This is a genomic window from Mesorhizobium sp. M7A.F.Ca.US.006.01.1.1 (assembly GCF_003997935.1).
Classification (GTDB): Bacteria; Pseudomonadota; Alphaproteobacteria; order Rhizobiales; family Rhizobiaceae; genus Mesorhizobium.
The window spans coordinates 16,268-42,119 of sequence record NZ_RZQL01000027.1 but is presented as its reverse complement, the minus strand read 5'-3'; the positions used below and the strand labels follow the sequence as shown (position 1 = coordinate 42,119).

General features: G+C 61.6%; 15 protein-coding genes and 4 pseudogenes. 13 read left to right on the top strand and 6 right to left on the bottom strand.

What is annotated here, in order from left to right:
• Positions 1 to 164: 164 nt before the first annotated feature.
• Together groES and EN943_RS07690 are read right to left on the bottom strand one after the other, a co-directional pair.
• A pseudogene (gene groES, locus EN943_RS07695) lies at positions 165 to 458 on the bottom strand (co-chaperone GroES); the annotation flags it as partial.
• 62 nt (positions 459 to 520) lie between these two features.
• Entirely contained in the window at positions 521 to 868 is a 348-nt protein-coding gene (locus EN943_RS07690) for a hypothetical protein (protein ID WP_063169239.1), read from the bottom strand.
• A gap of 1,010 nt (positions 869 to 1,878) precedes the next feature.
• Between EN943_RS07690 and EN943_RS07685 the strand changes: the two genes are divergently transcribed.
• The 7 genes from EN943_RS07685 (at position 1,879) to EN943_RS07655 (ending at position 9,846) form a co-directional block, all read left to right on the top strand.
• A complete protein-coding gene (locus EN943_RS07685; RefSeq protein WP_024505644.1) occupies positions 1,879 to 2,202 on the top strand; it encodes a DUF736 domain-containing protein in 324 nt (107 codons plus the stop codon).
• 181 nt (positions 2,203 to 2,383) lie between these two features.
• Positions 2,384 to 2,653 carry a helix-turn-helix domain-containing protein gene (locus EN943_RS07680; RefSeq protein WP_024505645.1) on the top strand — a complete coding sequence of 90 codons (270 nt, stop codon included), beginning with the start codon at positions 2,384 to 2,386 and terminating at the stop codon, positions 2,651 to 2,653.
• The gene (locus EN943_RS07675; RefSeq protein WP_024505646.1) at positions 2,650 to 3,198 is read left to right on the top strand and encodes a S26 family signal peptidase; all 549 of its coding nucleotides are present in this window, start codon (positions 2,650 to 2,652) and stop codon (positions 3,196 to 3,198) included. Before EN943_RS07680 ends, EN943_RS07675 begins: the two co-directional genes overlap by 4 nt.
• The gene (locus EN943_RS07670) at positions 3,186 to 3,869 is read left to right on the top strand and encodes a lytic transglycosylase domain-containing protein (protein ID WP_024505647.1); all 684 of its coding nucleotides are present in this window, start codon (positions 3,186 to 3,188) and stop codon (positions 3,867 to 3,869) included. The genes EN943_RS07675 and EN943_RS07670 overlap by 13 nt, the downstream gene beginning before the upstream one ends.
• A 178-nt stretch (positions 3,870 to 4,047) precedes the next feature.
• Positions 4,048 to 6,018 (top strand): relaxase/mobilization nuclease RlxS, encoded by a 1,971-nt coding sequence (gene rlxS / locus EN943_RS07665; RefSeq protein WP_063169238.1) that lies wholly within the window; start codon positions 4,048 to 4,050, stop codon positions 6,016 to 6,018.
• A 355-nt stretch (positions 6,019 to 6,373) separates the two neighbouring features.
• Positions 6,374 to 7,360, top strand: a complete 987-nt coding sequence (locus EN943_RS07660) for an ATP-binding protein (protein ID WP_024505649.1) — start codon at positions 6,374 to 6,376, stop codon at positions 7,358 to 7,360.
• A 17-nt stretch (positions 7,361 to 7,377) separates the two neighbouring features.
• Positions 7,378 to 9,846 carry a S8 family peptidase gene (locus EN943_RS07655; RefSeq protein WP_063169237.1) on the top strand — a complete coding sequence of 823 codons (2,469 nt, stop codon included), beginning with the start codon at positions 7,378 to 7,380 and terminating at the stop codon, positions 9,844 to 9,846.
• 206 nt (positions 9,847 to 10,052) lie between these two features.
• Here the strand turns inward: EN943_RS07655 and EN943_RS07650 are convergent, their stop codons facing one another.
• The 4 genes from EN943_RS07650 to EN943_RS07635 form a co-directional block, all read right to left on the bottom strand.
• Complete coding sequence (locus EN943_RS07650; RefSeq protein ID WP_024505651.1) at positions 10,053 to 11,612, bottom strand: E2 ligase fold family C protein; 1,560 nt, start codon at positions 11,610 to 11,612, stop codon at positions 10,053 to 10,055.
• Between the two features lie 3 nt (positions 11,613 to 11,615).
• Positions 11,616 to 12,002, bottom strand: a complete 387-nt coding sequence (locus tag EN943_RS07645; protein ID WP_236383243.1) for a Mov34/MPN/PAD-1 family protein — start codon at positions 12,000 to 12,002, stop codon at positions 11,616 to 11,618.
• A gap of 98 nt (positions 12,003 to 12,100) precedes the next feature.
• Entirely contained in the window at positions 12,101 to 12,718 is a 618-nt protein-coding gene (locus tag EN943_RS07640) for a putative metal-binding protein (RefSeq protein ID WP_024505653.1), read from the bottom strand.
• Positions 12,711 to 13,007, bottom strand: coding sequence for a DUF2604 domain-containing protein (locus EN943_RS07635; protein WP_024505654.1), 297 nt, complete (start codon positions 13,005 to 13,007; stop codon positions 12,711 to 12,713). The genes EN943_RS07640 and EN943_RS07635 overlap by 8 nt, the downstream gene beginning before the upstream one ends.
• Before the next feature lie 902 nt (positions 13,008 to 13,909).
• On the opposite strand from EN943_RS07635, the pseudogene EN943_RS07625 reads away from it, so the two are divergent.
• The 6 genes and pseudogenes from EN943_RS07625 to EN943_RS07605 form a co-directional block, all read left to right on the top strand.
• A pseudogene (locus tag EN943_RS07625) lies at positions 13,910 to 14,803 on the top strand (hypothetical protein); the annotation flags it as partial.
• 88 nt (positions 14,804 to 14,891) lie between these two features.
• Positions 14,892 to 15,936, top strand: a pseudogene (gene fni / locus EN943_RS07620) (type 2 isopentenyl-diphosphate Delta-isomerase).
• 86 nt (positions 15,937 to 16,022) lie between these two features.
• Positions 16,023 to 16,254: pseudogene (locus tag EN943_RS38240) on the top strand (IS5/IS1182 family transposase); the annotation flags it as partial.
• 667 nt (positions 16,255 to 16,921) lie between these two features.
• A complete protein-coding gene (locus tag EN943_RS07615; protein WP_063169235.1) occupies positions 16,922 to 19,228 on the top strand; it encodes a S9 family peptidase in 2,307 nt (768 codons plus the stop codon).
• An 833-nt stretch (positions 19,229 to 20,061) separates the two neighbouring features.
• Positions 20,062 to 23,526: a Ulp1 family isopeptidase gene (locus EN943_RS07610; RefSeq protein WP_063169234.1), complete on the top strand. Its 3,465-nt coding sequence runs from the start codon at positions 20,062 to 20,064 to the stop codon at positions 23,524 to 23,526.
• A 219-nt stretch (positions 23,527 to 23,745) separates the two neighbouring features.
• Complete coding sequence (locus tag EN943_RS07605) at positions 23,746 to 25,770, top strand: conjugal transfer protein TraG (protein ID WP_063169233.1); 2,025 nt, start codon at positions 23,746 to 23,748, stop codon at positions 25,768 to 25,770.
• Positions 25,771 to 25,852: the final 82 nt, after the last annotated feature.

Genomic DNA, 25,852 nt, shown 5'->3' with positions numbered 1-25,852 from the left:
GGGGCCGAGCGTGACCTTCACCGCGTCAGCGAGGATGTTGACACCGCGCAGCATGCGCTCGCGGGCATCGCGGGAGAATTTTACGTCTTTGGCAGCCATTTTTAGCTCCTGGCAGGGGCTTCAATCGAGCCCGGGAATTCAGTTGACGAAAGGGCCTGATATGAGCCGATGATGCCCATGATGTCGGATTCCTTCATGATCAGAAGGTCTTCGCCATTGAGCTTGACTTCCGTGCCCGACCACTTGCTGAACAGGATGCGGTCGCCGGCCTTGACGTCCAGCGGGACCAGCTTGCCAGCTTCGTCACGAGCGCCGAAGCCGACAGCGATGATCTCGCCTTCCTGCGGCTTTTCCTTTGCCGTGTCGGGGATGATGATCCCGCCAGCGGTCTTGGATTCGGATTCGACCCGGCGAACGACCACGCGGTCATGCAGCGGGCGGAACTTCGACTTTGCCATTTTCGGATTTTTCCCTGGTGCGCTGTTGAGGGGTTTTTGTTAGCACTCGCGATGGACGAGTGCTAACGCGATAGTGAGGTAGGCTGTAAGCGGGCACTCGTCAAGACGGACGAGGGCAGGCGAGGAGCTCTGGCCCCCTCCCCGGTGGAACCCAACGCATACGCGGCATCCGCGTTGATGGCTGCGAGCCCCACATTTCCATTGAATTCGGCGTCATGACGCCAACTTGCTCGCGCCGCTTCCAAGTCGTCAGTCGTGCTGCCGTCAGCACGAACATAGGGCTGCGCTTCACTTCCCGTCGAAGCCGCGGCAAGCAGCGTCGCCGTCAGCACGCTCCTTTGCAGATGCTTGCCAAAGGTGGACAGTGAGCGCACCTGCGCCGGGCTGTTGGTGCGAACGTAAGACGTCATTGACAACTCCTTTTTGCAAGTCGAGCCCCTTCTCCACCTTCGGCCGCCGTCGACGCGAAGAAGTCCGCATCGCGTTGAAGACGAGCTGCGAAAAAGAGAAAGATGTGTTTGATGGCTGCGGCCCCAACGGTGCCTTCAGATTTGAGATCACTTCCGCCGCGAGCGGCTGAAGCTCCTCGCAACGTCAAATCGAATCTGCTGCCAAGCCTCCAGGAAAGGAGAGCATTGCTCATCTCGCGCTTGTGCATGCAGTCAACCTTCGATCCGTGTTGCCACATCAAGAGCAAATGCCGTGCCAAAGCTCACTGGGAAGTGAACGCATGGCTCTCCCTGAAAACCTCACAAATCCAGCATGGTCAATTGTGCGGAACCCGACATGCGTCTTCTGCCACTGTCAGCTTTCGGACAGGCATGACGCGTTTCGCGCCGACCACCGGTCGATCGGTTTTGGGGCCGGTCTGTTCGCCTCATAAGAGCGCGTTACATTGCGTAGCGGTTTCCCGAGCGCCGCCACATGACACTGGACCTGCAGGTAGCACCGGCTTCTCATCCAGCCTTACTTTGGCCCCCTCGCGTATCAAATTCCCGCTGGCGAGCCCTGCTTTCATAGATCGCACCATGCCGGATGTCTGCTCTGGCGCCCGACCCGCTGGCACGATCTCGATCCGGCATAAGGGCGCAGCATCTTTGCAGGCCGTTTCATCCCGGCGTCCTGCTTGGCTGACAGACCGCACTTGGCGAGCGGTCTCCATGCTCTCTCCAAGGACCATCCCTGCGGCTGGCTTGTCGACCTATGGGCGGGTCCGGCCGCCCGAAACCCTCGCGCCATCAGCTTTTTTCCCCGCCGCCTGCGGCGGCTTCCTCGCGCCGCTTCGCTCACAAAAAAGCTGCCCGCTCGGGTCCTTCACTGTCGCTGCGGCCCTGTCGGATTCAGGCGGTCCTGACGCGCCCATTACGGTGCGCCATCGCAGGGGATGGTCCCCGGCGAAACCACAAAAGGAGACTTCGAAATGACCGCGATCGGTTACGTCAACAAGCAGGAAAACGGCGCCTACAAGGGCCAGTTCAAGACGCTCAGCGTCCGCGCCGACATCGATATCGTCCCCAACCAGGCCAAGAGCGCCGATAACCATCCCGACTTCCGGGTGCTTACGCAAGGGGTCGAAGTCGGCGCTGGCTGGATCCGCACCGGCGAGACTTCCGGCAAGGATTATGTGAGCCTGTCGATTGCAGCGCCGGAGTTCGGACCGCGCAAGCTCTACGCCAATCTCGGCCGAGCCGCCGGCCAGGACGATCACGACACCTACGCCATCATCTGGAACCCGGCCGACTGACCGGCCGAGATAAGAGCCTCGCGCCGCAGCCCCGGCGCGGGGCTCATTCCCAGGAGTTCCACCCAAACCCCGTCCGCCCTAAAGGGCGGCGAAAACTCTCCCCCGACTCTTCGCCCGTCCCCGAGACGATCTCCCTCGCCCATCCTCGCCCTCGCTTGTCCGAAGCGAAACGAGGATCATCATGGACGACGAAAACGAACGCGCGGCCCGCGCGAAAAAGGGCAGCCCGTTTCTCAGCACAGCCCAAGCCGCCTTCTATATCGGGCTCTCCCAGCGCACGCTCGAAAAGATGCGGCTCAAGGGCGGCGGCCCGAAATTCCGCAAGCACGGCCGCTATGTCCGCTATCACATCGACGAACTCGACCATTGGTCGAAAGGACACCCGCAGCACTCCATCGCCGGCGATGGCAAGGCCGGTTCCGGCCAGGGCGGCACGGGAGGCCGTTCATGAGGCGGCGCCCTTCCATCCATCTGATCGGCAGCCGCCTGAGGCGTGTTCGAGCCCGTAAGACGGTCGCCTTGGCCGCGGCCGGTCTCGGTCTTTTGGGCTTCACGGCGCTGGGAAAGCCCGCCCCTTGGCTGGTCTGGAACGCCTCGGCCAGCGCGCCGATCGGCCTTTACCGCATCGCTGCGGGAGCGCTGGCGCGTGGCGATCTCGTGCTCGTGCGCCCGCCTGAATACGCGGCGTATCTCGCCGCCGAGCGCAGCTATCTGCCTCGCAATGTGCCGCTGGCAAAACGTCTTGCAGCGCTGCCGGACGATAATGTCTGCGCCTTCAATGACGCCATCATCATCGGCGGCGACATCGTCGCGCGCCGGCTCAAAATCGACGCCGAAGGCCGACCTTTGCCATGGTGGAACGGCTGCCGAGCGCTCGGGGATAACGAGGTTTTCCTGCTCGGCAGCGACAAAAACCGCTCCTTCGACAGCCGCTATTTCGGGCCTGTTCCCACTCAAAATGTCATCGGGAGGCTCGTACCACTATGGACCGAGTGACCCTCCTCTTGTTGGGCATGATCGCCATTGCGCCATGCGCCTGTTCCGCCTCGACCGGCGCTGAGCCGGTCGCCATCTCCCAAAGTCCGCAGCTGCGAAAGTGGCAGACGTTGGTATCGGAAGCAAGCCGGCGCTTCCATATTCCCCAAGCCTGGATCTATGCCGTCATGGCTGCCGAAAGCGGCGGCAAGACAATGCGCGGCGGCCGCCCCATCACCTCCCCCGCTGGCGCCATGGGCCTCATGCAGGTGATGCCCGGCACCTATGAAGAGATGCGGGTCGAACACGGCCTTGGGCCTAACCCCCACGATCCGCGCGACAATATCCTGGCCGGCACGGCCTATCTCAGTGCCATGTATGACCGCTTCGGATTTCCTGGCCTGTTTGGCGCCTACAATGCCGGTCCCGAGCGCTACGACGAGCATTTGAAGCGTGGCAAACCGCTGCCAGAAGAGACCGTCGAGTACCTCGACCAACTCAAGGCGGCCGGAGTTTCGGCGGCCGACATCGAGGCGTTCGAAAGCCAATCTGTCGCTCCAAAGGCGCAAATCGCTCCTCTCGGACGGTCGCTGTTCTTCATTCATGACGGTGTTCACTCAGGCGTGCGAAACGGCGATCTCTTCGTGCCGCTCGGCAAGGACGGCGCGCAGCCGAAGGAGCCGGTGCGTTAGCCATGGCGGACGGGGGCGCGTCTGGCGGGGCTGGGCGCGGAAGGCAAGATAAAGGTACCGCCTCCAGGAGGCGGTTAAATCTTTGTCTGCACATCGTTTTTCCGGGAGGCTGCCGCCGGTGCCAAGAGGGTTTGACGTGTAAGTGTCTGATTTTGCTTGATATGTCTGGGAGGCTCGCATTAAGGATGACGAGTTCAGGCCGAAGCTCGGCAAAATCGGGTCGCGCGGCTCGAAGGCCGGCAAACGCTATGCCGGCCAGGTTCGTGCGGCGATCAACCGGGCTGGCGGCCGGCCGCAACGCGGTGGTCGCTTCACAGGAAGCCGGACAGGGCGCGGCGGGGCGGCCGCCGCACTGCTGAAATCGCGCGACCGGTATGCCGCCTTCCGCCAGCGCCGGGTGATCGTCAAGGCGCGGGTCGTCAAGCTCGCCGGCAAGGGCGCGGACGGGGCGCGTGCCCATCTACGCTATCTTCAGCGCGACGGGGTCACCCGCGAAGGTGAACCTGGCGAGCTCTACGGCGCCGACAGCGGCCGCGTCGACGGCAAGGCGTTCATCGATCGCGCGGACGGCGACCGCCATCAGTTCCGCTTCATCGTCGCTGCCGAAGACGGCATCGAGTACGACGACCTCAAGGCGCTGACGCGGCGGCTCATGGCGCAGATGCAGGAAGACCTCGGCACGAAGCTCGACTGGGTCGCGGTCGATCATTTCAACACCGGCCACCCGCACAGCCACATCATCGTCCGTGGCAGGGACGACCGTGGCGAGAACCTGGTCATCGCGCGCGAATATATCTCATCTGGCATCCGCGAGCGGGCGGCCGAGCTGGTCAGCCTCGATCTCGGTCCGCGAACCGACCGCGAGATTGAGCTTCGCCTGCGCCGGGAAATGGAGCAGGAACGCTTCACCAGCATCGACCGTCGGCTGCTCAGCATGCGTGATGATGACGGCCTGGTCTCGCCGGGCGGTCCCGACGCCATTCGCCAGACGCTGCACCAGGGACGGCTGCGCAAGCTCGAGCGGATGGGTCTGGCCGCGGAGGTCGGCGCTGGCTCCTGGCGCCTCGACGATGAGCTCGAAGCCACGCTGCGCCGCACCGGCGAACGCGGCGACATCATCAAGACCATGCACCGCGAACTGACCGGCAAGGGGCTTGCCCGCAGGGCCGCCGACTGGGTGATCCACGATCGATCCGGCGAGCCCGTCCAGTCTCTCGTCGGTCGCGTTGTCGCGCGTGGACTGGCCGACGAGATCAATGACCGCCATTACATGATCGTCGACGCCGTCGACGGTAAGAGCCATTGGATCAACATCGGTAGAGGCGAGGCGATGGAAACGATGCCTAATGGCTGCATCGTGCGTGTCGCGCCAAGGAACACCGAGCCGAGGCAGGTCGATCGTACCATCGCCGAAATCGCCGCCGCGCATGGCGGCCGTTACGACGTCGATATGCACCTGAAGCATGACCCATCCGCCACCGAGAGCTTTGCGCGAACGCATGTGCGGCGGCTGGAGGCGATCCGCCGCGCGACCGGCGGCGTTGAGCGAGAGCCGAACGGCACCTGGCTCATCGCGCCGGACCATCTCGATCGCGTCGCGAATTATGAGGGCCAGCGGGCCAGGGCCGAGCCTGTCGTTGCCGACAAGCTCTCCTCAATGGCGCTGGAGCGACAGGTCAGCTTCAACGGCGCCACCTGGCTCGACCGGGAGCTGGTTGCCGATAGACCCGAGCCTTTGCACGGATCCGGCTTCGGCCGCGACGTGAGAGAGGCGCAAGCTCGCCGGCGGCAGTGGCTGATCGCGCAAGGCCTCGCGCATAAAGAACAGGATGGGATCGTCTATCGAGCCAACATGCTTTCGATCCTGCGCCAGCGAGAACTGAACCGTGTTGCTGGCCAACTGTCGGAGGAACTTGGCCTGCCCTATGCCGAAGCGCGATTCGGAGGACGAGTAGAGGGTACGCTCCGCCGCTCCGTCGAGCTTGCCAGCGGAAAATATGCCGTCGTTGAAAAGTCGCGCGAGTTCACGCTGGTGCCATGGCGGCCGGTGCTTGAGCGCCATGTGGGCAAGGAGGTCTCCGGTGTCGTGAGTGGGGAGGGGATTTCATGGACCGTCGGCCGGCAAAGGAGCGGACCTGGTGTTTCGTGAGATGGTGTACAGCTTTTTAGCCAGCGGCGCGGGCAGCCATGCGAGCCCGCGTAGACCTTATGGCCGCACGCCCGCAATCGGTCGCATGGACCTGCCAGGCGGGGCGGCTTTGGAGCGTTCGGACCCGACACGCTGCGTGAGTGGCCAGACTTCGAGCGCTCGAAGATGCGGACTGTTGTCTGCTGGCCGGCGTTATTCCGGCTGGCCTATGACCGCGGCGCAACAGTTCACCGCTGAAGTTGCCACGGGCGAACATCGACAAGAGAAAAAACACCATTGCGCGTTACAAATCGCCGTTGAAAGCGTTTAGGTTGCATGCGCTTCGCCAAGTAAACGGATACCCCAGAAGAGAGCCATGACCACGGCCCGCCATATCGTGACGCTGCTTAAAAGCCACATTGCCGGCGACGAGGATCGTTTCCTCTCTATCGCGATGCAGCTTGCTGCGCATGAGGCACGTCAAGGCCATGGCAAGCTTGCTCAGGAGCTCAAGGATCTGGTCGACGCAGCCAAGAGCAGGGACGCCCGGATTGCCAAGAGCAGTCGGCCGGTTCCCCTTTTTCAGCCAAAGGGCGAACTCGCAGGCCTCCTGCATGTGCGCTATCCGGACCTGCGACTGACGGACATGATTTTGCCGGACAGTCTGCGCTCGCGCCTGCACCGCGTGCTGGGAGAGCAGCGCCAACAAGCAAGCTTGCGCGAGCACGGGCTTGTTCCCCGTCGCAAACTGCTTCTGGTCGGCCCGCCAGGATCAGGCAAGACGATGACCGCATCGGCATTGGCCGGGGAGCTTCATCTGCCCCTTTTCATGATCGTCCTCGATGGTTTGATCACCAAGTTCATGGGAGAGACTGCCGGAAAGCTGCGGCTTGTTTTTGATGCAATGCAGGCGACGCGGGGCGTCTACTTCTTTGACGAATTCGATGCCATCGGCGCGCGTCGAGGCGAACGCCAGGATGTTGGCGAGATTCGGCGCGTGCTGAATTCGTTTCTGCAGTTTCTCGAGCAAGACGACAGCCACAGCCTGATTATTGCGGCAACAAATCATCCCGAGCTGCTCGACAGAGCTTTGTTCCGCCGTTTCGACGATGTCATCGAATACGCCGTGCCCGATCGGCCGATTATCGAGGCGCTGCTTCGGGCTCGACTCGACCGCTTCGACACCAGAGGGCTTGCCTGGAACGAGGCGATCTCTCAGGCAGAGAGACTGTCGCAGGCCGAGATCACCCGCGCGGCCGACGACGCTGCAAAAACCATCATATTGCGGGGGGGGAAGCGGATCACCTCGGAAGCGCTCATCGACGCTCTGAAGGAACGCCGGCAGGCTTCGCTGTCTGAGTAGCGACAGCACAGATCATAATGGCAGACGATTTTCCGCGCGACCGCGCCCATATCCACCTTCGCAACAACGGCATTCGGGAAGCCTATCGGCGGCCCAACCAACTTATACATGCACCGCCGCTGCCGGCGCGTGATCGGGCGTCGCATGCTGCGGCCTTGACGCAATCCATCGAACAAGCGGTCGAAAGTGCACGCCAGCAGATTGCGGCGCGTGACCCCCAGCTGTCGGTCGGCACGCCTGGCTTTTACCTCGAGATCGATCTGCCCATGTCCGGACGGGCGGCCCTCGACCAGTTGGCCGATCGTCGCCAGCACATGGAGCTGGTCGCCGTCCATGAGCCAACTCAACCCGGTGCTCCCATCACAGCGTCGGTGTTCCTGCCGCAAAGCGCGCAAGCCTATTATTTGCGGAAAGTCGAGGCGTATCGAGACGTTGACACTGACCGCGGCAGACCGCGCAACGAGCCGCTCGTCTCCCGCATGGAGACAGTCAGGCTGGCGACTGCACGATCGTTGTTTACCGACCACGACGACCTCTTCCCCCAGGCCGCTGACGAGCAGGTGTGGTGGGAAGTCTGGCTGCGCGACGGTCGCCGCGAGAACTTCGAGCACATTGCCGAAGCCCTGAACATCACTTTGCGCACGCATGCGGTCAGGTTTCCGGAGCGGGTGGTCATGCTGGCACTCGCCAGCACGGCAATGCTCGACCGCATGATTGCGCACAGCGATGTCGTCGCCGAGCTGCGGCGCGCGAAGGATACGCCGTCCTTCTTCATGGGCCTTGGCGGCGCGGAGCAAAGGGACTGGAGCGACGAGCTTCTCGGGCGCGTCAGACCGCCTCAATCCGATATTGCGGTCTGCATTCTCGACAGCGGCGTACGTCGCACCCACCCGTTGATCGAACCCGCACTTGCCGTTGAAGACTGGCACACCGTCAAACCGGCATGGGGCAGCGACGACACACCTGCGTGGAGCGGCCACGGGACGCGAATGGCAGGTGTCGGCCTGTACGGTGATCTGGTCCCGCTCCTGGTCGGAGGCGATCCAGTTCCATTGCCCTTTCGGCTGGAGAGTGTCCGTATCCTTCCGCCAGAAGACGAGGCAAACGATCCAGAACTCTATGGCTCGATCACCGCGGAAGCGATCGCCCGCGCCGAGGTGCAGGCGCCGGAGCGCCGCCGCGCGATCGCAATGGCTGTGACAAGCGCCAGTCCGGCGCGTGGAAGGCCCACATCGTGGTCTGCCGCTATCGACCAACTCTGTTTCGAAGAGGAGCAGCGACGCTTGATCGTTCTCTCTGCCGGCAACATCGGCGATGACCTCATGCCGGCCGAGCATTTGACGCGCAACGATCTGGAAGCAGTCGATGATCCTTCTCAGGCCTGGAATGCGCTGACGGTCGGCGCTTTCACAGAAAAGGTCGATATCATTGACACCGACTTTGCGGGCTACGCTCCGATCGCGCCGGTCGGCGAGCTCTCGCCGCGCAGTCGCACTTCGGTCGTTTGGGACAGGCAGTGGCCGGTGAAGCCCGAGGTCGTCTTCGAAGGCGGCAATCTCGCCCATGACGGTGTGTTGCCTGGCGAGCCGATCGACGATCTGCAGATATTGACCACTTTCTATCGACCCGAACTGCGCCACTTCACCACCCTCGGAGATACGAGCGCGGCAACGGCCCATGCCGCACGGATGGCGGGACTAATTCTATCAGCGCGCCCCGAGCTGTGGCCTGAAACGGTTCGCGCCCTGATCGTCCACTCGGCCGAATGGACTCCGGCGATGCGCGCACGCATCGATGCGTGCAACGGAGCGAAGGGCGAGATCCAGGCGCTCGTGCGGCGCTATGGTTACGGCGTGCCAGATCTTGGGCGCGCGCTTCTGTCAACGGTGAACGACCTCACGCTTATCGTTGAAGATGAGCTTCAGCCTTTCCAGCGCGAGGGCGGCGCGGCTGCCAAAACGCGTGACATGAAGCTGCATCGCCTGCCTTGGCCGAAGGAGCAGCTCGCGGCGCTCGGCGCTGCCCAGGTCGAGCTCCGCGTCACGCTGTCCTATTTCATCGAACCCAACCCCGGTGAACGCGGATGGACCCGCCGGCATCGTTACGCGTCCCATGGTCTTCGGTTCAGAGTAAAGTCAGCGACCGAGACAGTCGACGAATTCCGAGCCCGCATCAATCAGGCCGCTCGGGACGAGGAGGAAGGGGCGCCTGCTGGAGGCGGAGAAGAGTGGCTGCTCGGCACCTTCCGCGATCGCGGCTCGTTGCACGCCGATTTCTGGTCGGGCAGCGCCGCCGATCTCGCCGAGCGTGATGCGATCGGCGTGTTCCCGGTCGGGGGCTGGTGGAAGGAGAAGCCTTACCTGGAACGCGTCGACGCTCTGGCTCGGTACGCCCTGATTGTGACGATGCGGGCGCCTGGGGTCGATGTTGACATCTTCACACCCGTCGAAGCAGCCCTGACTGTCGAGACGTCGGTCGAGACCTGATGCAGCACTGTCCAAATCGGCCAACAACGGAGGTTTGACCAGCCTCTGGTGCCATGGCGGCTGGTGCTGGATCATCACGTCGGCAACAGGGATCATGCGCGGAGGACGATAGGCCGGCAAAGGAGCGGGCCAAGCGTGTGATAATGGCGCCCATGGTCACGCCCACAAGCCGCGCCCCCTGCGTCTACGGAGAGGTGCGCGTCTGTTTAGGCGGCCGAGACATCGCTTACCTGATCAACGCGCTCGCCGTATTTGCGCCTGTAAGCGGCAATGAAATCGTCGTCGCTACAGATGCAGCGGCCGCTGGAGTCCTTGGCCTTCGGATCGTGCAAGTGAGAGCCAAGGGGGCGCAGAAGATTCACCCGAGTGCTCGTCGTCGGGCTCATGGGAAACCCCGCACTATGTTTGACCAAATCCGCGGCAAGCATAATCCCGGCAAGCACCGACTGAAAGGCCATCGGAACCACAGTTCGAACGCGGCGACTTCCTTCGCTAAGCTGGAACACCAGACCGCCGCAGATAGCCTGCTGATAAAAGGAGCGCAGGGGCTGGCCGACAAACGGGGCTAGCGGTTCAAACGGCACAGCCATCGCTGTAGCCACGCGAACTACAAAGTCGTTGGGAACTCCGGCATTGGTCTGCAGGAGCGTTTTCACCTGCTCGTGTGCTTCCGGTATTCCGAGTTCCTCGGCAATCAGCTGGTGCTCGTCCTTGGATTTTCCGGATGGCAGGTACATGCAACAAAGGCAAGCCTGGCCGTCATCGAAACCATGCCGGGAGATACCGAGATCGTGCTCCTGCGTCCAAGCGTTTGCGATCCATCGCGGCAGTGCACCTTGGACAGCCAGACGGTCGGCGGCGGTGTCAAGCGCCACACCCACTTGGTCGAAGACCCAATTGCCCCGGCGCGCAACATATTCTGCCCACGTCAGAGGGTGCGCCTCGACCTCAAGGGCAGTCGATCTAAGGGCGGTGGCTGCAAGAACCGCTTTGGACATACCAATCTCCGCCTGGCCAGCCAATGCGTAGCGCTGCAGGTTTGAGAGTTCGATCGCTTCGTGATCGATTACATGCAGACGACCTTTGAGATCGGGTTGTCTCGCTAGCGCCCAAAGCGAGCCATGGCCTATCGCACCGAGCCCAACGAGGTGGGTTTCGCCAAGGTCGACTGGGAAGTCGATCGGGCCAGGCTCTCCGGCTTTGGTCTTGTCGTAGCTGCATAGCGAGAGGTCGATGGTTTCGTCCAACTCGGCGCCGGTCAACTGGGCAGCGAAGATAGTTCGAAAGACGTTGGCGGCGCCGAAGCAACTGGCGGCGCCAGCTCCATAAGGCAGCAGACTTGGGCCAGAGCCCACCGGGTCCGTACGCGACAGCTTTGCCGCCCAACCGTCCGATCCCACGAAAAAGATCGGGCACCGGAGTGATGGGCGCGTTACCCCTGCAACGACGCAGACGGTGGCAGACTTGCCGGAACGCCGGATGCCGACTTTTGGATTGATCGACTTTGCCAAGCGCTCCAGCGCTTGGGCTTGAGAGCTCGCCGCGCTGTCCAGCGGGAGTATCGCCAGAACCGGGTAGAGCCTAGCGAGCAATCTCACCGCAAGATCTAGTGTCGCCTGGCCTTCGGCGCAGGAAGCGGCCTGATGGTCGAAGGCGACTGCCACGACCTGCTTTTCAAGAGCTGCTTTGAAGTCTCCCAGATGAAAATCGGCCAGGACCTGAGATGCCGCCGTGGCGGCGCGATCGATGAAGTTAGCGAATGCCATTGTTCAACTCGATATCATGATCATTCGCGACAGTGCCGCGGGAGGGAGCGCATTCCATTTGGCCTTTTCGTCAAGCCGATAGGCGGCGACCCGAGCAAAATCGAAAGGCTCGCGGGCGAAATTCGGCACTACCAGCGACAGACACCCAACCGTGGTAGCAACCGCATAAGCGTCGTCCGTCGTCGAATGGTAGGCGCGGCCCGGATGGCTGTGAATCTGGGCCAAGAGTTTCAGGCCGCTTTTGTAGAGCCAGACATTGAGCCGGTGCAGTTCTTCGGCCGCAACGATCACGCAAACGCCATCGTTTGTCCGAATGTGACGCTGCGCCGGGATAACCGTCTCTGTTACGGCAAAGTGCCGCTCTTGCTGAACGCCGACCCAGAGCGCCATCCCCTCATTGCCCTCGCGACCAACTGAGCGCAGATGCCCATGCGTGGTCGAGATGCAGCCGCGCGGGAGAGTCACGATCGTTACATCTCTCAAACCAGTCATTCTTGTATCGCCTGAGGGGATACCACCATTCCTACGATTGTCGGTTGGAGTTGAATCTGCAACTGCTCTATAGGAACGATTCCGTACTTGATGATCTTGTCCAGGATGAAGGCCAAACAGCCTTCGCCAGAACCCCGATGAAGCAGCCATGGATCACCTGAATGGGCTGGATTGTCGTGGTATTCCCGGACGCCCGCCATGCACAGGAATGGTTCGTCCTCGGGACTGTTGGCCTGGATGAAGTCCGTCAGCGGCACGGCGTTCTGCTGGATGAGAGCTCCTATCATCTCCGGCGGCGTTCCGGGCAGCGGCGGACGTCTAAGCATTTTCAGGTATAGATCTTTCCGGGCAATCGGATGACGCGTAAACGGATCGACGAAGACCACGGACGGTGGTCTTAAGTCGTAGTCGGTGAAGTCGACCTCGCTCGCTGCGCTGACCACCCGTGGCTTTAACTTGGGGCTGGCGAAAATGAAGAAAGCGCGCGGAAAGGTCGCCTCGATCAAGAAGCAGCCCTGAGCCCGATAGACATCAGCATATGGCCGGAACCGGCCGATCTCCCGATCAAACTTCGCTCGGGAGACCTCCGGATCCACACTTTGGTGTTTAGGCACCTGCGACGCCCGCCTTCAGGCTGAGGAACAGGGTCACAGTATTCGGGAAACCGAAGTCGCCAAGCTTCTTGTCGACATCGAGCAAGTTGCCGGCCTCATCCTTGAATTCCCAATTCTCGGCTGGTTGGGCGACATTCTGCGTGTTCTCAAGGGCTTTGGTACGAATGACGTGAAGCGGCTGGTTGGGATTGGCTTCGACCTGCGTGGGCTGGCCGTTCACCACCACCGTGATCTCGATCTTGCCCGGTCCGCCGCCGTGATTATCGCCCTTACCCGAATCCTTCGACATTGTCCTACTCCTGTGGCTTGCCAACCGCCCCACGCCCTGGCGCCCACCTGCGAGTGAGACCGGCGGTCTTCAATCGTTCACCCGGCGCCACGGCCGCGAGTACGCGAAAGACAGGGGATAAGCTACCGAATCGGTGCTTGCCTTCTTTTATGGGTGACTTGAGCCGCAAGTAAATGGTCTCAAATTGCTCCTCACAACTATAATCGATTAGAGCAATGCAAAAATATTGGCGACACGCCTATTCATCTGCTCTCTCACTCGCCTGCTCCGTGCTTGGCAAGGGGAGCTTTGACTGCGTCACGCGTCCCCCAAGCAGCCGATTGCGCCGGCAGCGCCGTAGGAACCGTCGTTCAGAGTCTTCACCACTCAAGCAGCCGCATGGATGCAGCCGACGCTCGTCTCCACAAACAGCGCAAGTGGTGCCTTGTTGGATAAGGTCGCCTCGTCCCTGGTGCAGCATCTGTCGGAACGGGTCCGCTGCGAGACCATGCCTCATCATCGCGCATGCGCAGCAGCCGGCGGTCGATGCTCGTAAGGCGTTCTGCTCATTTCGTGGCGAAGGCGCTGCTCGACTCGCGGACATATGCGGGCACCGAGGCGGAGGCTGACCAGTCGGCGCCGCGTTCGCGGATGTCGCTTGCAATGTGCTCGCGTGCGTTTGCCGCCGGCGACCTTGCCGTCCTCGCCTGCTATGGCGAGCCGGCGCAAGCGGATTGCTCGATACTGCCGGCGAGGCTGCGGGCCGGTCCTAACGGCCGTTCACAAGAGCTTGCATCAGCAACTGGCAATCGGATCGATAACTTCGCGATCGCCGTTATGGCGCGGAGATGCGGTCTCGCCGGGTTGTGGCTGGCGCTTCGTTGTGGGCGGCGCGTCGTAGCCGAGGGAGCAGGGGCGGCGCCATGATCCAGACCGAACGCGCGCTGCAGCAGGTGCTTGAGTGGGGGCGTGCCCTGACCGGTTTCGCGGATGAGCATGCTGAGGAAGCGGTAAGGGGCGGCCAGTATATCCTGCAACGCATTCACCCGAGCCTGCGCGACACCAGCGCCCGCACCGGCCGCGATCCGCAGGACGAAACGCTGATCGTGGCGTTCTATCGCGAACTGGCGCTGCTGTTCTGGCTAGACGATTGCAACGACGTTGGCCTGATCGCGCCGGAGCAGCTCGCCGCCCTGGAGCAGGCGCTGGGGCACGGCGTACCGTGCGTGCTCTCCGGATTCGAGGGCTGCGCTCAGCTGCGCGCTTCGCTGGCTGCGCTCGCTTACGATCGTCACGACTATGCTCGGCTTCTCGACTATACCCGGTGCTACTGCGCGGCGCTGCGCGCCGGACACGCGCAGGCGGCAGGGGCGCGACGCTGGTCTTACGCCGAGTACCTGCACAACGGCATCGATTCGATCGCTTACGGGACCGTGTTCTGTTGCCTGTCGCTGCTGTGGGGGCTGGACATGGCGACCTTGCGCGCGCGTCCAGCGTTTCGCCAGGTCCTGCGGCTCATCTCAGTGATAGGGCGCCTGCAGAACGATCTGCATGGACGCGACAAGGACAGGTCGGCCGGCGATAACGCGGCGATCCTGCTTCTGCAGCGCTATCCGGCTATGCCTGTGGTTGAGTTCCTCAACGACGAGTTGGCCGGCCATACGCGCATGCTGCACCGGGTGATGGCGGAAGAATGCTTTCCCGCGCCGTGGGGACCGTTGATCGAGGCGATGGCGGCGATCCGCGCGCAGTACTACCAGACTTCGACCAGCCGCTATCGCAGCGACGCTGCAGGGGGAGGCCAGCGTGCGTCGGCCTGGACGCGCCGGAGGCGGCGGCTTGGGCGCGCTGCCGTCGGTTCGATCCGACGCAACGCCGTCGCCCGCTGCTACGGATGGAGCGAGCATGAGCGACACCGCCCTGAGCCGGGGAAGGACGAACATCTGGACATCGTGCTGGATCGGCGAACGGCGCCGGCCACGGTGGCCGCTGGCTGGGAGTACATCCATCTCGAACACTGCGCACTGCCCGAGTTGGACCTGACGCAGATCGACCTGCGCGCCTCGCTGCTGGGCAAGGCTATGCGCGCGCCGCTGCTGATCAGCTCTATGGCCGGCGGCATGCCACGGGCCGAGGCCATCAACCGGCATTTGAGCGAGGCAGCGCAAGCCTTGGGGATCGCCATGTGCGGTTCGCAGCGTGTGAGCCTGCAATCCCGCAACTCCCAGGGGCTAACGCGCGCGCTGCGCCGCCTGGCGCCAGACATTCCCTTGCTGGCCAATATCGGCGCCGCGCAACTGCGGGAGGCCGACGGCCTGGACCTGGCGCGTCGCGCGGTGGACGCGCTGGAGGCCGATGGGCTCATCGTCCATCTCAATCCGCTGCAGGAAGCGGTACAGCCGGAGGGCGACCGCGAACTGGCGCGGCGTCCTGGCGCTGATCGCTGGCGCCGCGCGCATCGTGGGCGTGCCGATGGTGGCCAAGGAAGTGGGGGCGGGCCTGTCCGCCTCGGTGCCTGTGCGCTCGTCGAGGCGGGCGTGGCGGTAATCGATGTCGCCGGCGCCGGCGGCACCAGTTGGGCCGCAGTGGAGGGCGAGCGCGCCCGCAATGCCGCCGACCGTGCAGTGGCGATGTCATTCGCCGATTGGGGGATTCCACCCTGACCAGCGTGCAGGCGGTGCGTCGGGCGCTGCCAACGGTGAAGCTGATCGCGTCGGGCGGGATCCGCGATGGCGTCGACGTGGCCAAGGCCATCCGCCTGGGCGCGGACATCGCCGGGCAGGCGGCCAGCGTGCTGGGCGCGGCGACAGTGTCCACCGGGGCCGTTGTCGCGCATTTCGAGATCGTCATCCGCCAGTTGGCCGTCGCCTGCTTCTGCACGGGCTCGGCTGATCTGGCGGCGTTGCGTCAGGCGCGCTTGTTGCCCTCGTCGCATTTGTCCGCCGGTTGATGTCGGCGTCGTCCGCACGCTAACAGCAGGCTGCTGAAATACCTACGCCAAAGACAGACTATTGATCCCCCTGGCGAGACGGCTCGATTGACGGGAGCGATGTGTTCATGGAGCAGCTGTTCACGATGAAGCGGTTGGAAGATTTCGTTCCAGCCGGTCATCCTGGTGCCCGCACCGGCTGATGATCAATGGAGCGCTGGTGCGGCTAGACGGCATCCTTTCCGGCATGTACGCCTGCAGTGCCAAAGGCGGTCGCCCCAGCGTTGCGCCGGAGAAATTGCTGCGGGCCGTGTGTTGCAGGTGTTCTACAGCGTCCGTCGGAATTGATGCAGCAGGTGCTGCTGTGGCAAGGCCAAGACCCGGGAATGCCGTCAGCTTTGATCAGGCGCTTCGGGCCGTCGGAAACGCGCGAAGAGTCCGGCTTTCGAAAAAGGCCGAACGCCTCAGATAAAGCCAGAACTCCTTGGGTCACCATCAAACCAATTTGACGCCCCGGGACAATTTCGTCCGGCATTGTCCGGTGTGCGACGATGTTGGGGATGCGACATAGGCGGATTGCCGTGTATTTAAACCGCTTTTCCTTTGGCACGCATATTGCGCCCTATCGGTAAACCTCGTCATGGGCCGGCGGCAATCGCTCGGAGATTGTCGAAATAGCACAATGATTTCTGCCGGGGTGACATCCGGCCCGACTAGAGCAGGACCTTTCAGATGATGCAGAAAAGCAAGCGGCCATACTCGCGGGGAAATAGTCGCGTCAGGGCTGCATGGACGCTCTTTCCTGGTTGTTTCGGCGGCGGACGCCAACTCTTCAATCGGCACCCGAACCAGTGCCTGGATGTCCAAGGAGCGCCCCTGTTGCGCGTGCCTGGCTGCACCCGCGTGCTGGCTCTCCTCCAAGGCGACGCTTCGGCGCTGCTGCAGACCGGCGACGAGAACCCAACTTCAAAATTAGCATTCCGAAAACCGAAAGAAGTGAACAGGTATGTCCAGGATCGGCGCTTTGACGCGCGCCGCATGGCGATCGGCAACTCAGACGCTGGCCAAGGGTTCGAAAAGTTTACACCCGACGCTAGCGCCGGCCGATTTCAAGCGCGCACTTACGATCAACGATCGATATGGCGGGCTCACTGTCAATGTCCCCAAAATGCCTTTCTGGCTGACCGGGGGTGAAGCCTTCGTCTACCGCCGGACTAGCCACGGCGAGCAGCAGTTCATGCAGGTCGATGCTGCCACGGGTTTCAAGCGGCCCGCTTTCGATCAGGCGCGTCTGGCGGCAGCGCTAAACAAGGTGAGCCATGAGAGCTATCAAGCCGGCAATCTTCCGTTCGACCGTTTCGAACTGAGTGAGGATGGTCGCAGGCTCGACTTCCAGATTGAAGACACCCGGTGGAGCTGCGACCTTGCAAGCTATGACTGTACCAGCACCACATTCGATGCAAGGAAAGGGGACCGTAGGGAGCTCAGCCACCGCTACACGCCGCCAGCGGAGAACAACCCCGACAAGAGCAACGCGTCGCCCGACGGCAAATGGATCGCCTATATCAAGAACTGCAACGTTTTCCTGCGCAGCGAGGACGGATTGCAGGATGTTCCTCTGAGCCGGGACGGAGCCGAAGGCAATTGCTACGTCTTTTCGACGCTGAGCTGGTCGCCGGACTCGCGCCACCTCGCCGCTTACCTTGTTCGCCCCGGCTATAGGCGAGAGGTCCGCTACCTCAATTCTTCGACGGACCAGTTGGAGCGGGAATATTCAACAAAATTCTATCCCAGGCCGGGCGATGTCCTTCCGCTGCCCCAGCCAGTCCTGTTCGACATTGCCGGCCGGCGCCAGATCGTGATTGACGGTGCCCTCTTCTCGAACGTCTTCGAACTTTCCCCTCTCCGGTGGTGGGCGGACAGCCGCGGCTTCACTTTCGAATATAACCAGCGCGGGCATCAGCTTTATCGCCTGGTCGAGGTAGACGCCGCCTCGGGCCGCGGGCGCTCCCTGATCGATGAGACCAGCGAGACATTCGTTGATTATTTGCCGCTGGGGCATGGCCAGGAGGATGCCGGAAAAATCTTCCGTTACGATGTCGATGACGGGAAGGAGATCATCTGGGCATCAGAGCGCGACGGGTATGAGCATTTGTATCTTTTCAACGGCCGGACAGGCGCGCTCGAAAACCAGATCACGCGAGGTGAGTGGGTCGTCCGGAGGGTCAACCATGTCGATCCGGTCAAGCGTCAGATCTGGTTCGAGGCGAGCGGGATGAACTCGCAGGAGGACCCCTATTGGGTCCATGCTTACCGCATCGGCTTTGACGGCAAGGGACTGACTGCACTGACGCCCGAACCGGCCAACCACCATATCGAGTTCTCGCCTGACAGGCGCTATTATGTCGATCTCTGGTCACGCATCGATCTGCCCCCGCGCATGGCACTCTACCGCGCCAGCGACAATGCCAAGCTCCAGCAGATCGAGACGGCCGACATTTCTGAGCTCGTCGCCGCAGGCTGGCAGCCGCCGCTCAGTTTCCATTCCAAGGGGCGCGACGGCAAAACTGACATCTGGGGCGTGCTCCACCTGCCAGCCAACTTCGACCCGACGAAGAAATACCCGGTTGTGGAGAATATCTATGCTGGACCCCACGGCTCCTTCGTCCCAAAATCCTTCTCGCGGTGGACAGAGCCGCTCACGCAGCTGGGCTTCGTCGTTGCTCAGATCGACGGCATGGGCACCAACAACCGCTCCCGCGCCTTCCATGATGTTGCTTGGAAGAATCTGAAGGACGCAGGATTTCCCGATCGCATTCTGTGGCACAAGGCGGCGGCCGCGCAATATCCATGGTACGACATATCCAACGTCGGCATTTTTGGCGCATCCGCCGGCGGCCAGAGTGCAGTCAGCGCGCTGCTCTTTCACCCCGATTTCTACAAGGTCGCCGTCGCCAAAAACGGCTGCTTCGACAACAGGATAGACAAGACCTGGTGGAACGAACTTTGGATGGGGTGGCCGGTCGGCATTGAATATTCGCAATCCTCCGCCGTTGACAATGCTCACAGGCTGCAGGGCAAGCTGATGATCGCGGTCGGCGAAATGGATGATAATGTCGATCCGTTTTGCTCGTTCCAGCTTGCCGATCGACTCATCAAGGCAGGAAAAGATTTTGACATGGTCTACGTTCCTGGTGCCAATCACCATACTCTAGGCACCTACACCGAGCGCAAACTCCTAGACTTCTTCGTTCGCAACATTCTCGGTCAGACCCCGCCCGACTGGAACACCAAACCGATCGAGCTGGAATAGCTTGTGGCTCTTGCAATTGTTAGCTCGCCTTATCAGCTGTAATCAGGGCGAGGCGCGAGCAAATCTGCACCGAAGGACGATCGTGGAGTCTAGGACTTGCGCTGCGTATTGAGGATCGGCTCGCCGCGACGTTGGTCTGAGCAAACTGCTTGATAGGCACGCCTGCAGACCGCGTGTGTGCGATTGCAAGATCCCCTATCAGCCTGGTGTGAAGCGTTCAGGGGAAAAGCCGCACCCAACGCCGCTTCCGCTCGCCGTAACGCTACGGCGGTGCGGCCCACCGATCCGCTCGACGAGCATTGGAACACATAGGTCCCCGAACGGACGATTGCCTTGGCAATAGAAGACCCTCGTCGGTCATCGCCGCTGTGGGTGGCAGCCCGTCGGTCTGGAGCTGCCACGATTCTCATCCTCGCGTCACATATGAGCTGAAGCTTTCCGGATCGGGTATCCAATCGGCATCCAGTTGCTCGGCGATATGGTTGAATTCTGCCCTCAGGACAAGAGTGAGTAGAGCAGCCCCGCTACGAAAATCCCATCCTGGTTCGTTTGACGCATCGACTATTCAGATTGATTGGCGTGATACCCGGCGCGGCCGCAACACGCGAGGCCGTCAACCGCTGAGCAGAAAACCAGCCTTCGCCTTCCGCGGCGGCGGACCTCGTCAGCCTCTCGAAAGCTTGCCTGAGTAGGTTGCTCATGTGATCTGTGGAAGTGAGGATAGCGTGCACCCGTACAAACTAGACATTCATCGTGGCAGCTTGGCTGCAGGTGCAGCACGCCGTACCGCACGAGCAAGCGGACAGGCCGGCCAAGCCGGTTTTGAGCAGCACTTGGGCGAACTGCAGGCGGCGGACGAGTTGATGGGTGCGCTAGGCGAGGAGGTCCTCGTCAATGGCTCGCATGGTAAAGGTGAGTTGAGACCAACGAAGAGGCAGAGGATCCAAAGCAATCTGCAGCATGCTGTCACTGAGCGGCAACCAGGTGAGGTTGGCAACTCAGGCGCTCGCGTGATGATGCAACTCCCCACCGATCAGGTGGGTACATCGGAACGGGAGGCGCAACTTGTGATGCAGGGGGACGAGCACGAATACACCCCAGCACCGCATCTCGACGGGTCGATGCCCTCGACAGTGCAGCCGGATCGTCCAATTGTGGTCCCCGACGGTGCCGACAAGCGTCCTGTTTATTCCAACGATGCCACCGCCATCGAAGGGCTGAAGTCAGCACTCCTTGCGGGTAAAGCCAGGCCGGACACGGTCACTCGCAGCACAAATTCTCTTTTCGGCTTTAGTCGTTGGCTCTTTCAAAACAACAAGCCAGGGCTTGCTGCTCGGCTTTACCATCCGTCGCTGAGCCAGGATCTCGAGGAGTACGAGAGTAGGGGTGGTTCCTCCACCGTGGCTGGCGCACTGCGTCAATTGATGAAGTCGATGGGCGGAGCCGGCCCGATTGTGGGTCGCGCTGTCCTGAACCCCCATCCTGACGACGCCGCGCTCACCAGACATTTCAGATCCGCGAGCGGCTACGCAACTGCTCTTAACCATTTCAGTCATTACCTACGTCAAAATGACAAGCTCGGAATTGCGGGTCGCATTTACGATAAATCGCTGGATAAAGATGTTGAGAGCTACAAGGCCGCCTCCTCTAATGGTGGAGCTCCGATCGAATCTGCGCTGGTTTATCTCCGCAAGAACCCGCCGCGCGTTATACTCGGGAATCATCTGGAAAACGCGGTCAGCATGGAGGCTCGTCCCCGTGGCGACGCTGCTCAGCATACCGCACCACAGCAGGGATTCGATTGGCCAGAGGAGCTCCTGCCGGTAGGTTATAAGGAGGGCACCGATCTACCATTGTCTCTCGCCCCAACCGCGCACCAACACCAAGCGCCCGACTTTGGAGAGGCCGTCCCTCACTTGAACTGGCGCCACGGCGACCAGGGCGCCCCGGAGGAGCTGGTAGCTGCACGGGACAGGAGCAGCCCGCTGCCAAGCGAGGCGGTGCCACATAAATCTGGACGGGGACTCGCTACGCAGCCCAGATTGTGGGCGGAGAAATCCGCCTCGCCAGAGCTCTTTCGACGGCGGGCGGAGCAGGCTCTGCCGGCGTCCGCCAGAGGTGTGGAGACATCCTCCGCGGTTGATGAAGCCGCGCAGGCCGCTCGCCAAGCTTTGGCTTGGTTGCAGCAGGAGATGGAGGGGATCGAACCGATGCAGGATCCTCATGAGGTGGCTACACCGGAATGTGAGGCGCAGCTCGTCAGGCAGAGGGATGAGCACGAATCCACCCCAGCACCGCATCCCGGAGGTGGTGGGTCGATGCCCTCGACAGTGCAGCCGGATCGTCCAATTGTAGTCCCCGACGGTGCCGACAAGCGTCCTGTCTATTCCAACGATGCGACCGCTATCGAAGGGCTGAGGGCAGCATTCCACGCGGGTAAGGCCAAAGCGAACACGGTCACTTACAATGTAAATTCTCTTTTCGGCTTTAGTCGGTGGCTCCTTCAAAACAACAAGCCAGGGTTTGCTGCTCGGCTTTACCATTCGTCGCTGGATCAGGATCTCAAGGAGTACGAGAGTACGGGTGGTTCCTCCACCGTGGCTGGCGCACTGCGTTACCTCAAGAAGTCGACAGGCGGAGCCCCGATTATGGCTCGCCCTGTCGTGATCCCCTATCCTGACGATGCCGAGCTCATTAGAAATTACAGAGCCGCTTCGACCAAGGAGTACCTGGCAGCGCCTGCGACCGGACGGAATCCAGATACCGTGGGCGGCTATACAAATTTTCTTAGACATTTTAGTCAGTACCTGCGTCAAAATAACAAGCTTGGGATTGCGGCTCGGATTCACGACAAATCGCTGGATAAAGATGTTGAGAGCTTCAAGGCTGTCTCCTATGGTAATAGGCTAAGTATCAGTTCTGCATTGGCTCACCTCCGGGATATCCTGCCGCGCATTGTGCTCGGGCGCGAAACTGTCCTTTCTGCTCATCCGGCAGACGCAGTCACCAGGCGCGTTGGGGCCGCTGCTGAAGCTGGGCCAGCGGCACCGGCAAGAGCTCCCCAACCCGCCTCGCCAGCAACCGCTAGGCTGCCAGGCACCTACCGCGGCCTTCCACTGGTTGATGTGACCACACTGACTACCAGTTCCTCTGGGGCTCAGATCGGGGCGCTCGATCCGACAGCCCCGTCCAACGTTGCAACGGGGCGGGTGCTCGGCGCCGCCGAATGGCTGAGCGACGCCCATATCCAGAGAGATTACAATTTGCTGGAGGGGCAACTGCAGGGGATCAATCCGGCGCTCGCTGCCCGGACTCGGCTGGTGGATCCTTCCGTATCCCATCTACTGCGACACACGTCGCCGCAAGACGCTCGAGGCATATTGCAGTCCATCTATAATCAAAACAACGCCACAGCCGACTTCCTGTTCTTGCCAGTGAATAATGGCACGGCTACTAGCCCCGGCACCCATTGGTCGCTGCTGCTCGTTGATCGCCGCGACCCGGAAAGGCGGTTCGCCTATCACTACGACTCCCTCCAGCGAGAGGGATATAACGACGTGCCTGCAAAACAGCTCGCAGGACTGCTGAATGCCACCTTGGCGCCAGCCCCCATGGCCAGACAGACGAACCATTATGATTGCGGCGTATTTGTCCTGGAGGGCACGTGGGCGCTGGTTGAACGATTGGTGAAAGGGCAGCGGCCAGACCACGAGCCGCTGCCCCTCGACAACCTCGTTGCCGATCGGCAGGCGCTGCAAGACCGGCTAAGGAGGCGCTTGCCGCACGAGGAAGAGCCGCGGCAGCTGCTGGAGGATGAACCCGCCTCCCCACCGATGATGGCATTCGAGCCAGGGGAACTGCGGCAACTGTTGGAAGACGAGCCTGCCTCCCCACCAATGATGGCGTTCGAGCCAGGGGAACTGCGGCAACTGTTGGAGGACGAACCTGCCTCCCCACCAATGATGGCGTTCGAGCCAGGGGAACTGCGGCAACTGTTGGAGGACGAGCCTGCCTCCCCACCAATGATGGCGTTCGAGCCAGGGGAACTGCGGCAGCTGTTGGAGGATGAACCCGCTTCCCCACCGATGATGGCGTTCGAGCCAGGGGAACTGCGGCAACTGTTGGAGGATGAACCCGCTTCCCCACCGATGATGGCGTTCGAGCCAGGGGAACTGCGGCAACTGTTGGAAGACGAGCCTGCCTCCACTTGGGCACAAATCAATTCGACCCCACATGCGCGAGCGGACGGTGTTCATCAGCCAGCCCAGGCGCCGTGGCTCCCTGAACGCAGAAGATAACTTTGCGGAGGAGCGGTCACGCAACTGTCGGCGGCGCCGGGCCTCAGGGTGAATGGAAAGGATGGAGTGGCGGATGGTGTCGCGTGAAGGCGCAACACGCGTGCTGACCGACCTGCATACGTAGGAAGTCGTTCATTGCTCCCAAATCGTATGTGAGGAACATTCCTGTCCCGGCTGCGCCGCGCGATGCTAGGTCGCGTTGTTCAGCGGGCCAAGCCGATGACACCTACGAAGCTACTGATCGGGCAGATCGCCGTTGTGTGCGCAATTGTCATTATCGGCGTATGGACGGCAACCCAATGGTGCGCTCAAATGCTGACCTACCAGACGCCTCTCGGCGCACCATGGTTTCTCTTCGCCGGCTGGCCAATCTACAAGCCGTGGAAGCTGTTTGAATGGTGGTTCCACTTCGATGCTTATGCGCCGGAGGTCTTCGACAAAGCCGGTACGCTTGCAGGCGCCAGCGGATTCCTGGGTTGTGCCGCCGCAATCGCTGGCTCGCTTTTGCGCGCGCGACAGCGCGGGTCGGTTACGACCTATGGGTCTTCACGGTGGGCCACGACTCATGAGGTCGAGACGGCAGGGTTGTTACGGCCGGCGGGCGTTTTCCTCGGTAGGCTGAACGATCGCTATCTGCGCCATGACGGCCCGGAGCACGTCATGGCATTTGCGCCGACGCGTTCGGGCAAGGGCGTGGGGCTGGTTGTTCCAACGCTACTTTCCTGGACCGGGTCTGCCATCATTCATGATATAAAAGGCGAAAATTGGCAGTTGACCTCCGGCTGGCGGTCGAAATTCTCGTACTGCCTTCTGTTCAATCCGACCGACCCGAGATCGGCACGCTACAACCCGCTGCTGGAGGTGCGCAAAGGCCCAGATGAGATCCGGGACGTTCAAAACATCGCCGACATCCTCGTCGATCCCGAGGGCGCGCTGGAGCGACGGAACCACTGGGAGAAGACCAGCCATTCACTCCTAGTTGGCGCCATTTTGCACGTGCTCTACGCTGAAGAGGACAAGACGCTGGCCCGCGTCGCCACCTTCCTGTCGGACCCGCAACGCTCGTTTGCCGCAACGCTACGGCGGATGATGACGACAAACCATCTCGGGACGGGGCATAACCCTCAGGTCCATCCCGTAGTGGCCTCGGCGGCTCGCGAACTCCTGAACAAGTCGGAAAACGAGCGCTCAGGCGTCCTCTCGACCGCCATGTCCTTTCTCGGGCTTTATCGTGATCCAACGGTCGCGGCGGCCACTTCGTCCTGCGACTGGCGCATCGCTGACCTAGTGGATGGAGAGCGACCGCTGTCGCTCTATCTGGTCGTGCCGCCTTCGGATATCTCGCGCACCAAGCCTTTTGTGCGACTGATCTTGAACCAGATCGGCAGGCGGTTGACGGAGCGTCTGGAGGGGGACCCGAAGAAGAGCCGTAAGCATCAGCTGCTCATGATGCTGGACGAGTTTCCGGCGCTCGGTCGCCTCGACTTCTTCGAAACGGCGCTCGCCTTCATGGCAGGTTATGGCATTCGCTCCTATCTGATCGCACAATCTTTGAACCAGGTTTCAAAGGCCTATGGCGAGAACAATGCTATTCTCGACAATTGCCACGTGCGAATTGCCTTTTCCTCCAATGACGAACGCACGGCCAAGCGCATCTCGGATGCCCTCGGCACCGCAACCGAACTTAGGTCGATGCGCAACTATGCGGGCCATCGGCTTGCGCCCTGGCTTTCACATGTCATGGTGAGCCGCCAGGAAACCGCGCGCCCGCTCCTGACGCCAGGCGAGGTGATGCAATTGCCGCCGTCAGACGAATTGGTCCTGGTTTCTGGGTTGCCGCCGATCCGCGCCAAGAAGCTGCGCTATTATCAGGATCAGAATTTCACAGATCGGGTGCTGCCTGCGCCGGTGCTGCACGACGGACCCTATGCGGACTGCCCTGCATCACGCCCGGACGGCTGGACTGGACAAGTGTGCAGCGTCGATAGCCGACTTGCTGCGGACGAGGAAAGCGCCGACGCGCCAGTTGAAGACGAGGGAGGCGTTCAGCAGCAACGCCATCCAAGCCTGCCCGAAGAAGACGTTGTTGTCTCTCAAGAGCCCGATCAGGCCGATCTGTACAAGCCCGCAGACGATGACAGCGAAGCGCTCGCGGACAAGCGTGTCATGGATCGGATTTCCACTGCGGCCCGCGTCTACGGTATCAACGAGGGCAGGGGCGACGATGTCATTCCCGGCTTCTGAAGTCCGCTGAGTTGCAGAGCGCACCTCAGCGTAGATAACGGCCATAAGCAATTTTGAGCGTCTGGCCGATGCTTCTCCCGTC

Excerpts from the sequence above, each read along its gene's own strand:
- EN943_RS07660 (WP_024505649.1), top strand. The coding sequence starts at position 6,374 with ATGACCACGGCCCGCCATATCGTGACGCTGCTTAAAAGCCACATTGCC.
- EN943_RS07675 (WP_024505646.1), top strand. The coding sequence starts at position 2,650 with ATGAGGCGGCGCCCTTCCATCCATCTGATCGGCAGCCGCCTGAGGCGT.
- EN943_RS07680 (WP_024505645.1), top strand. The coding sequence starts at position 2,384 with ATGGACGACGAAAACGAACGCGCGGCCCGCGCGAAAAAGGGCAGCCCG.
- EN943_RS07615 (WP_063169235.1), top strand. The coding sequence starts at position 16,922 with ATGTCCAGGATCGGCGCTTTGACGCGCGCCGCATGGCGATCGGCAACT.
- EN943_RS07670 (WP_024505647.1), top strand. The coding sequence starts at position 3,186 with ATGGACCGAGTGACCCTCCTCTTGTTGGGCATGATCGCCATTGCGCCA.
- EN943_RS07645 (WP_236383243.1), bottom strand. The coding sequence starts at position 12,002 with ATGGCGCTCTGGGTCGGCGTTCAGCAAGAGCGGCACTTTGCCGTAACA.
- EN943_RS07655 (WP_063169237.1), top strand. The coding sequence starts at position 7,378 with ATGGCAGACGATTTTCCGCGCGACCGCGCCCATATCCACCTTCGCAAC.
- EN943_RS07605 (WP_063169233.1), top strand. The coding sequence starts at position 23,746 with ATGACACCTACGAAGCTACTGATCGGGCAGATCGCCGTTGTGTGCGCA.
- EN943_RS07685 (WP_024505644.1), top strand. The coding sequence starts at position 1,879 with ATGACCGCGATCGGTTACGTCAACAAGCAGGAAAACGGCGCCTACAAG.
- EN943_RS07690 (WP_063169239.1), bottom strand. The coding sequence starts at position 868 with ATGACGTCTTACGTTCGCACCAACAGCCCGGCGCAGGTGCGCTCACTG.
- EN943_RS07635 (WP_024505654.1), bottom strand. The coding sequence starts at position 13,007 with ATGTCGAAGGATTCGGGTAAGGGCGATAATCACGGCGGCGGACCGGGC.
- EN943_RS07650 (WP_024505651.1), bottom strand. The coding sequence starts at position 11,612 with ATGGCATTCGCTAACTTCATCGATCGCGCCGCCACGGCGGCATCTCAG.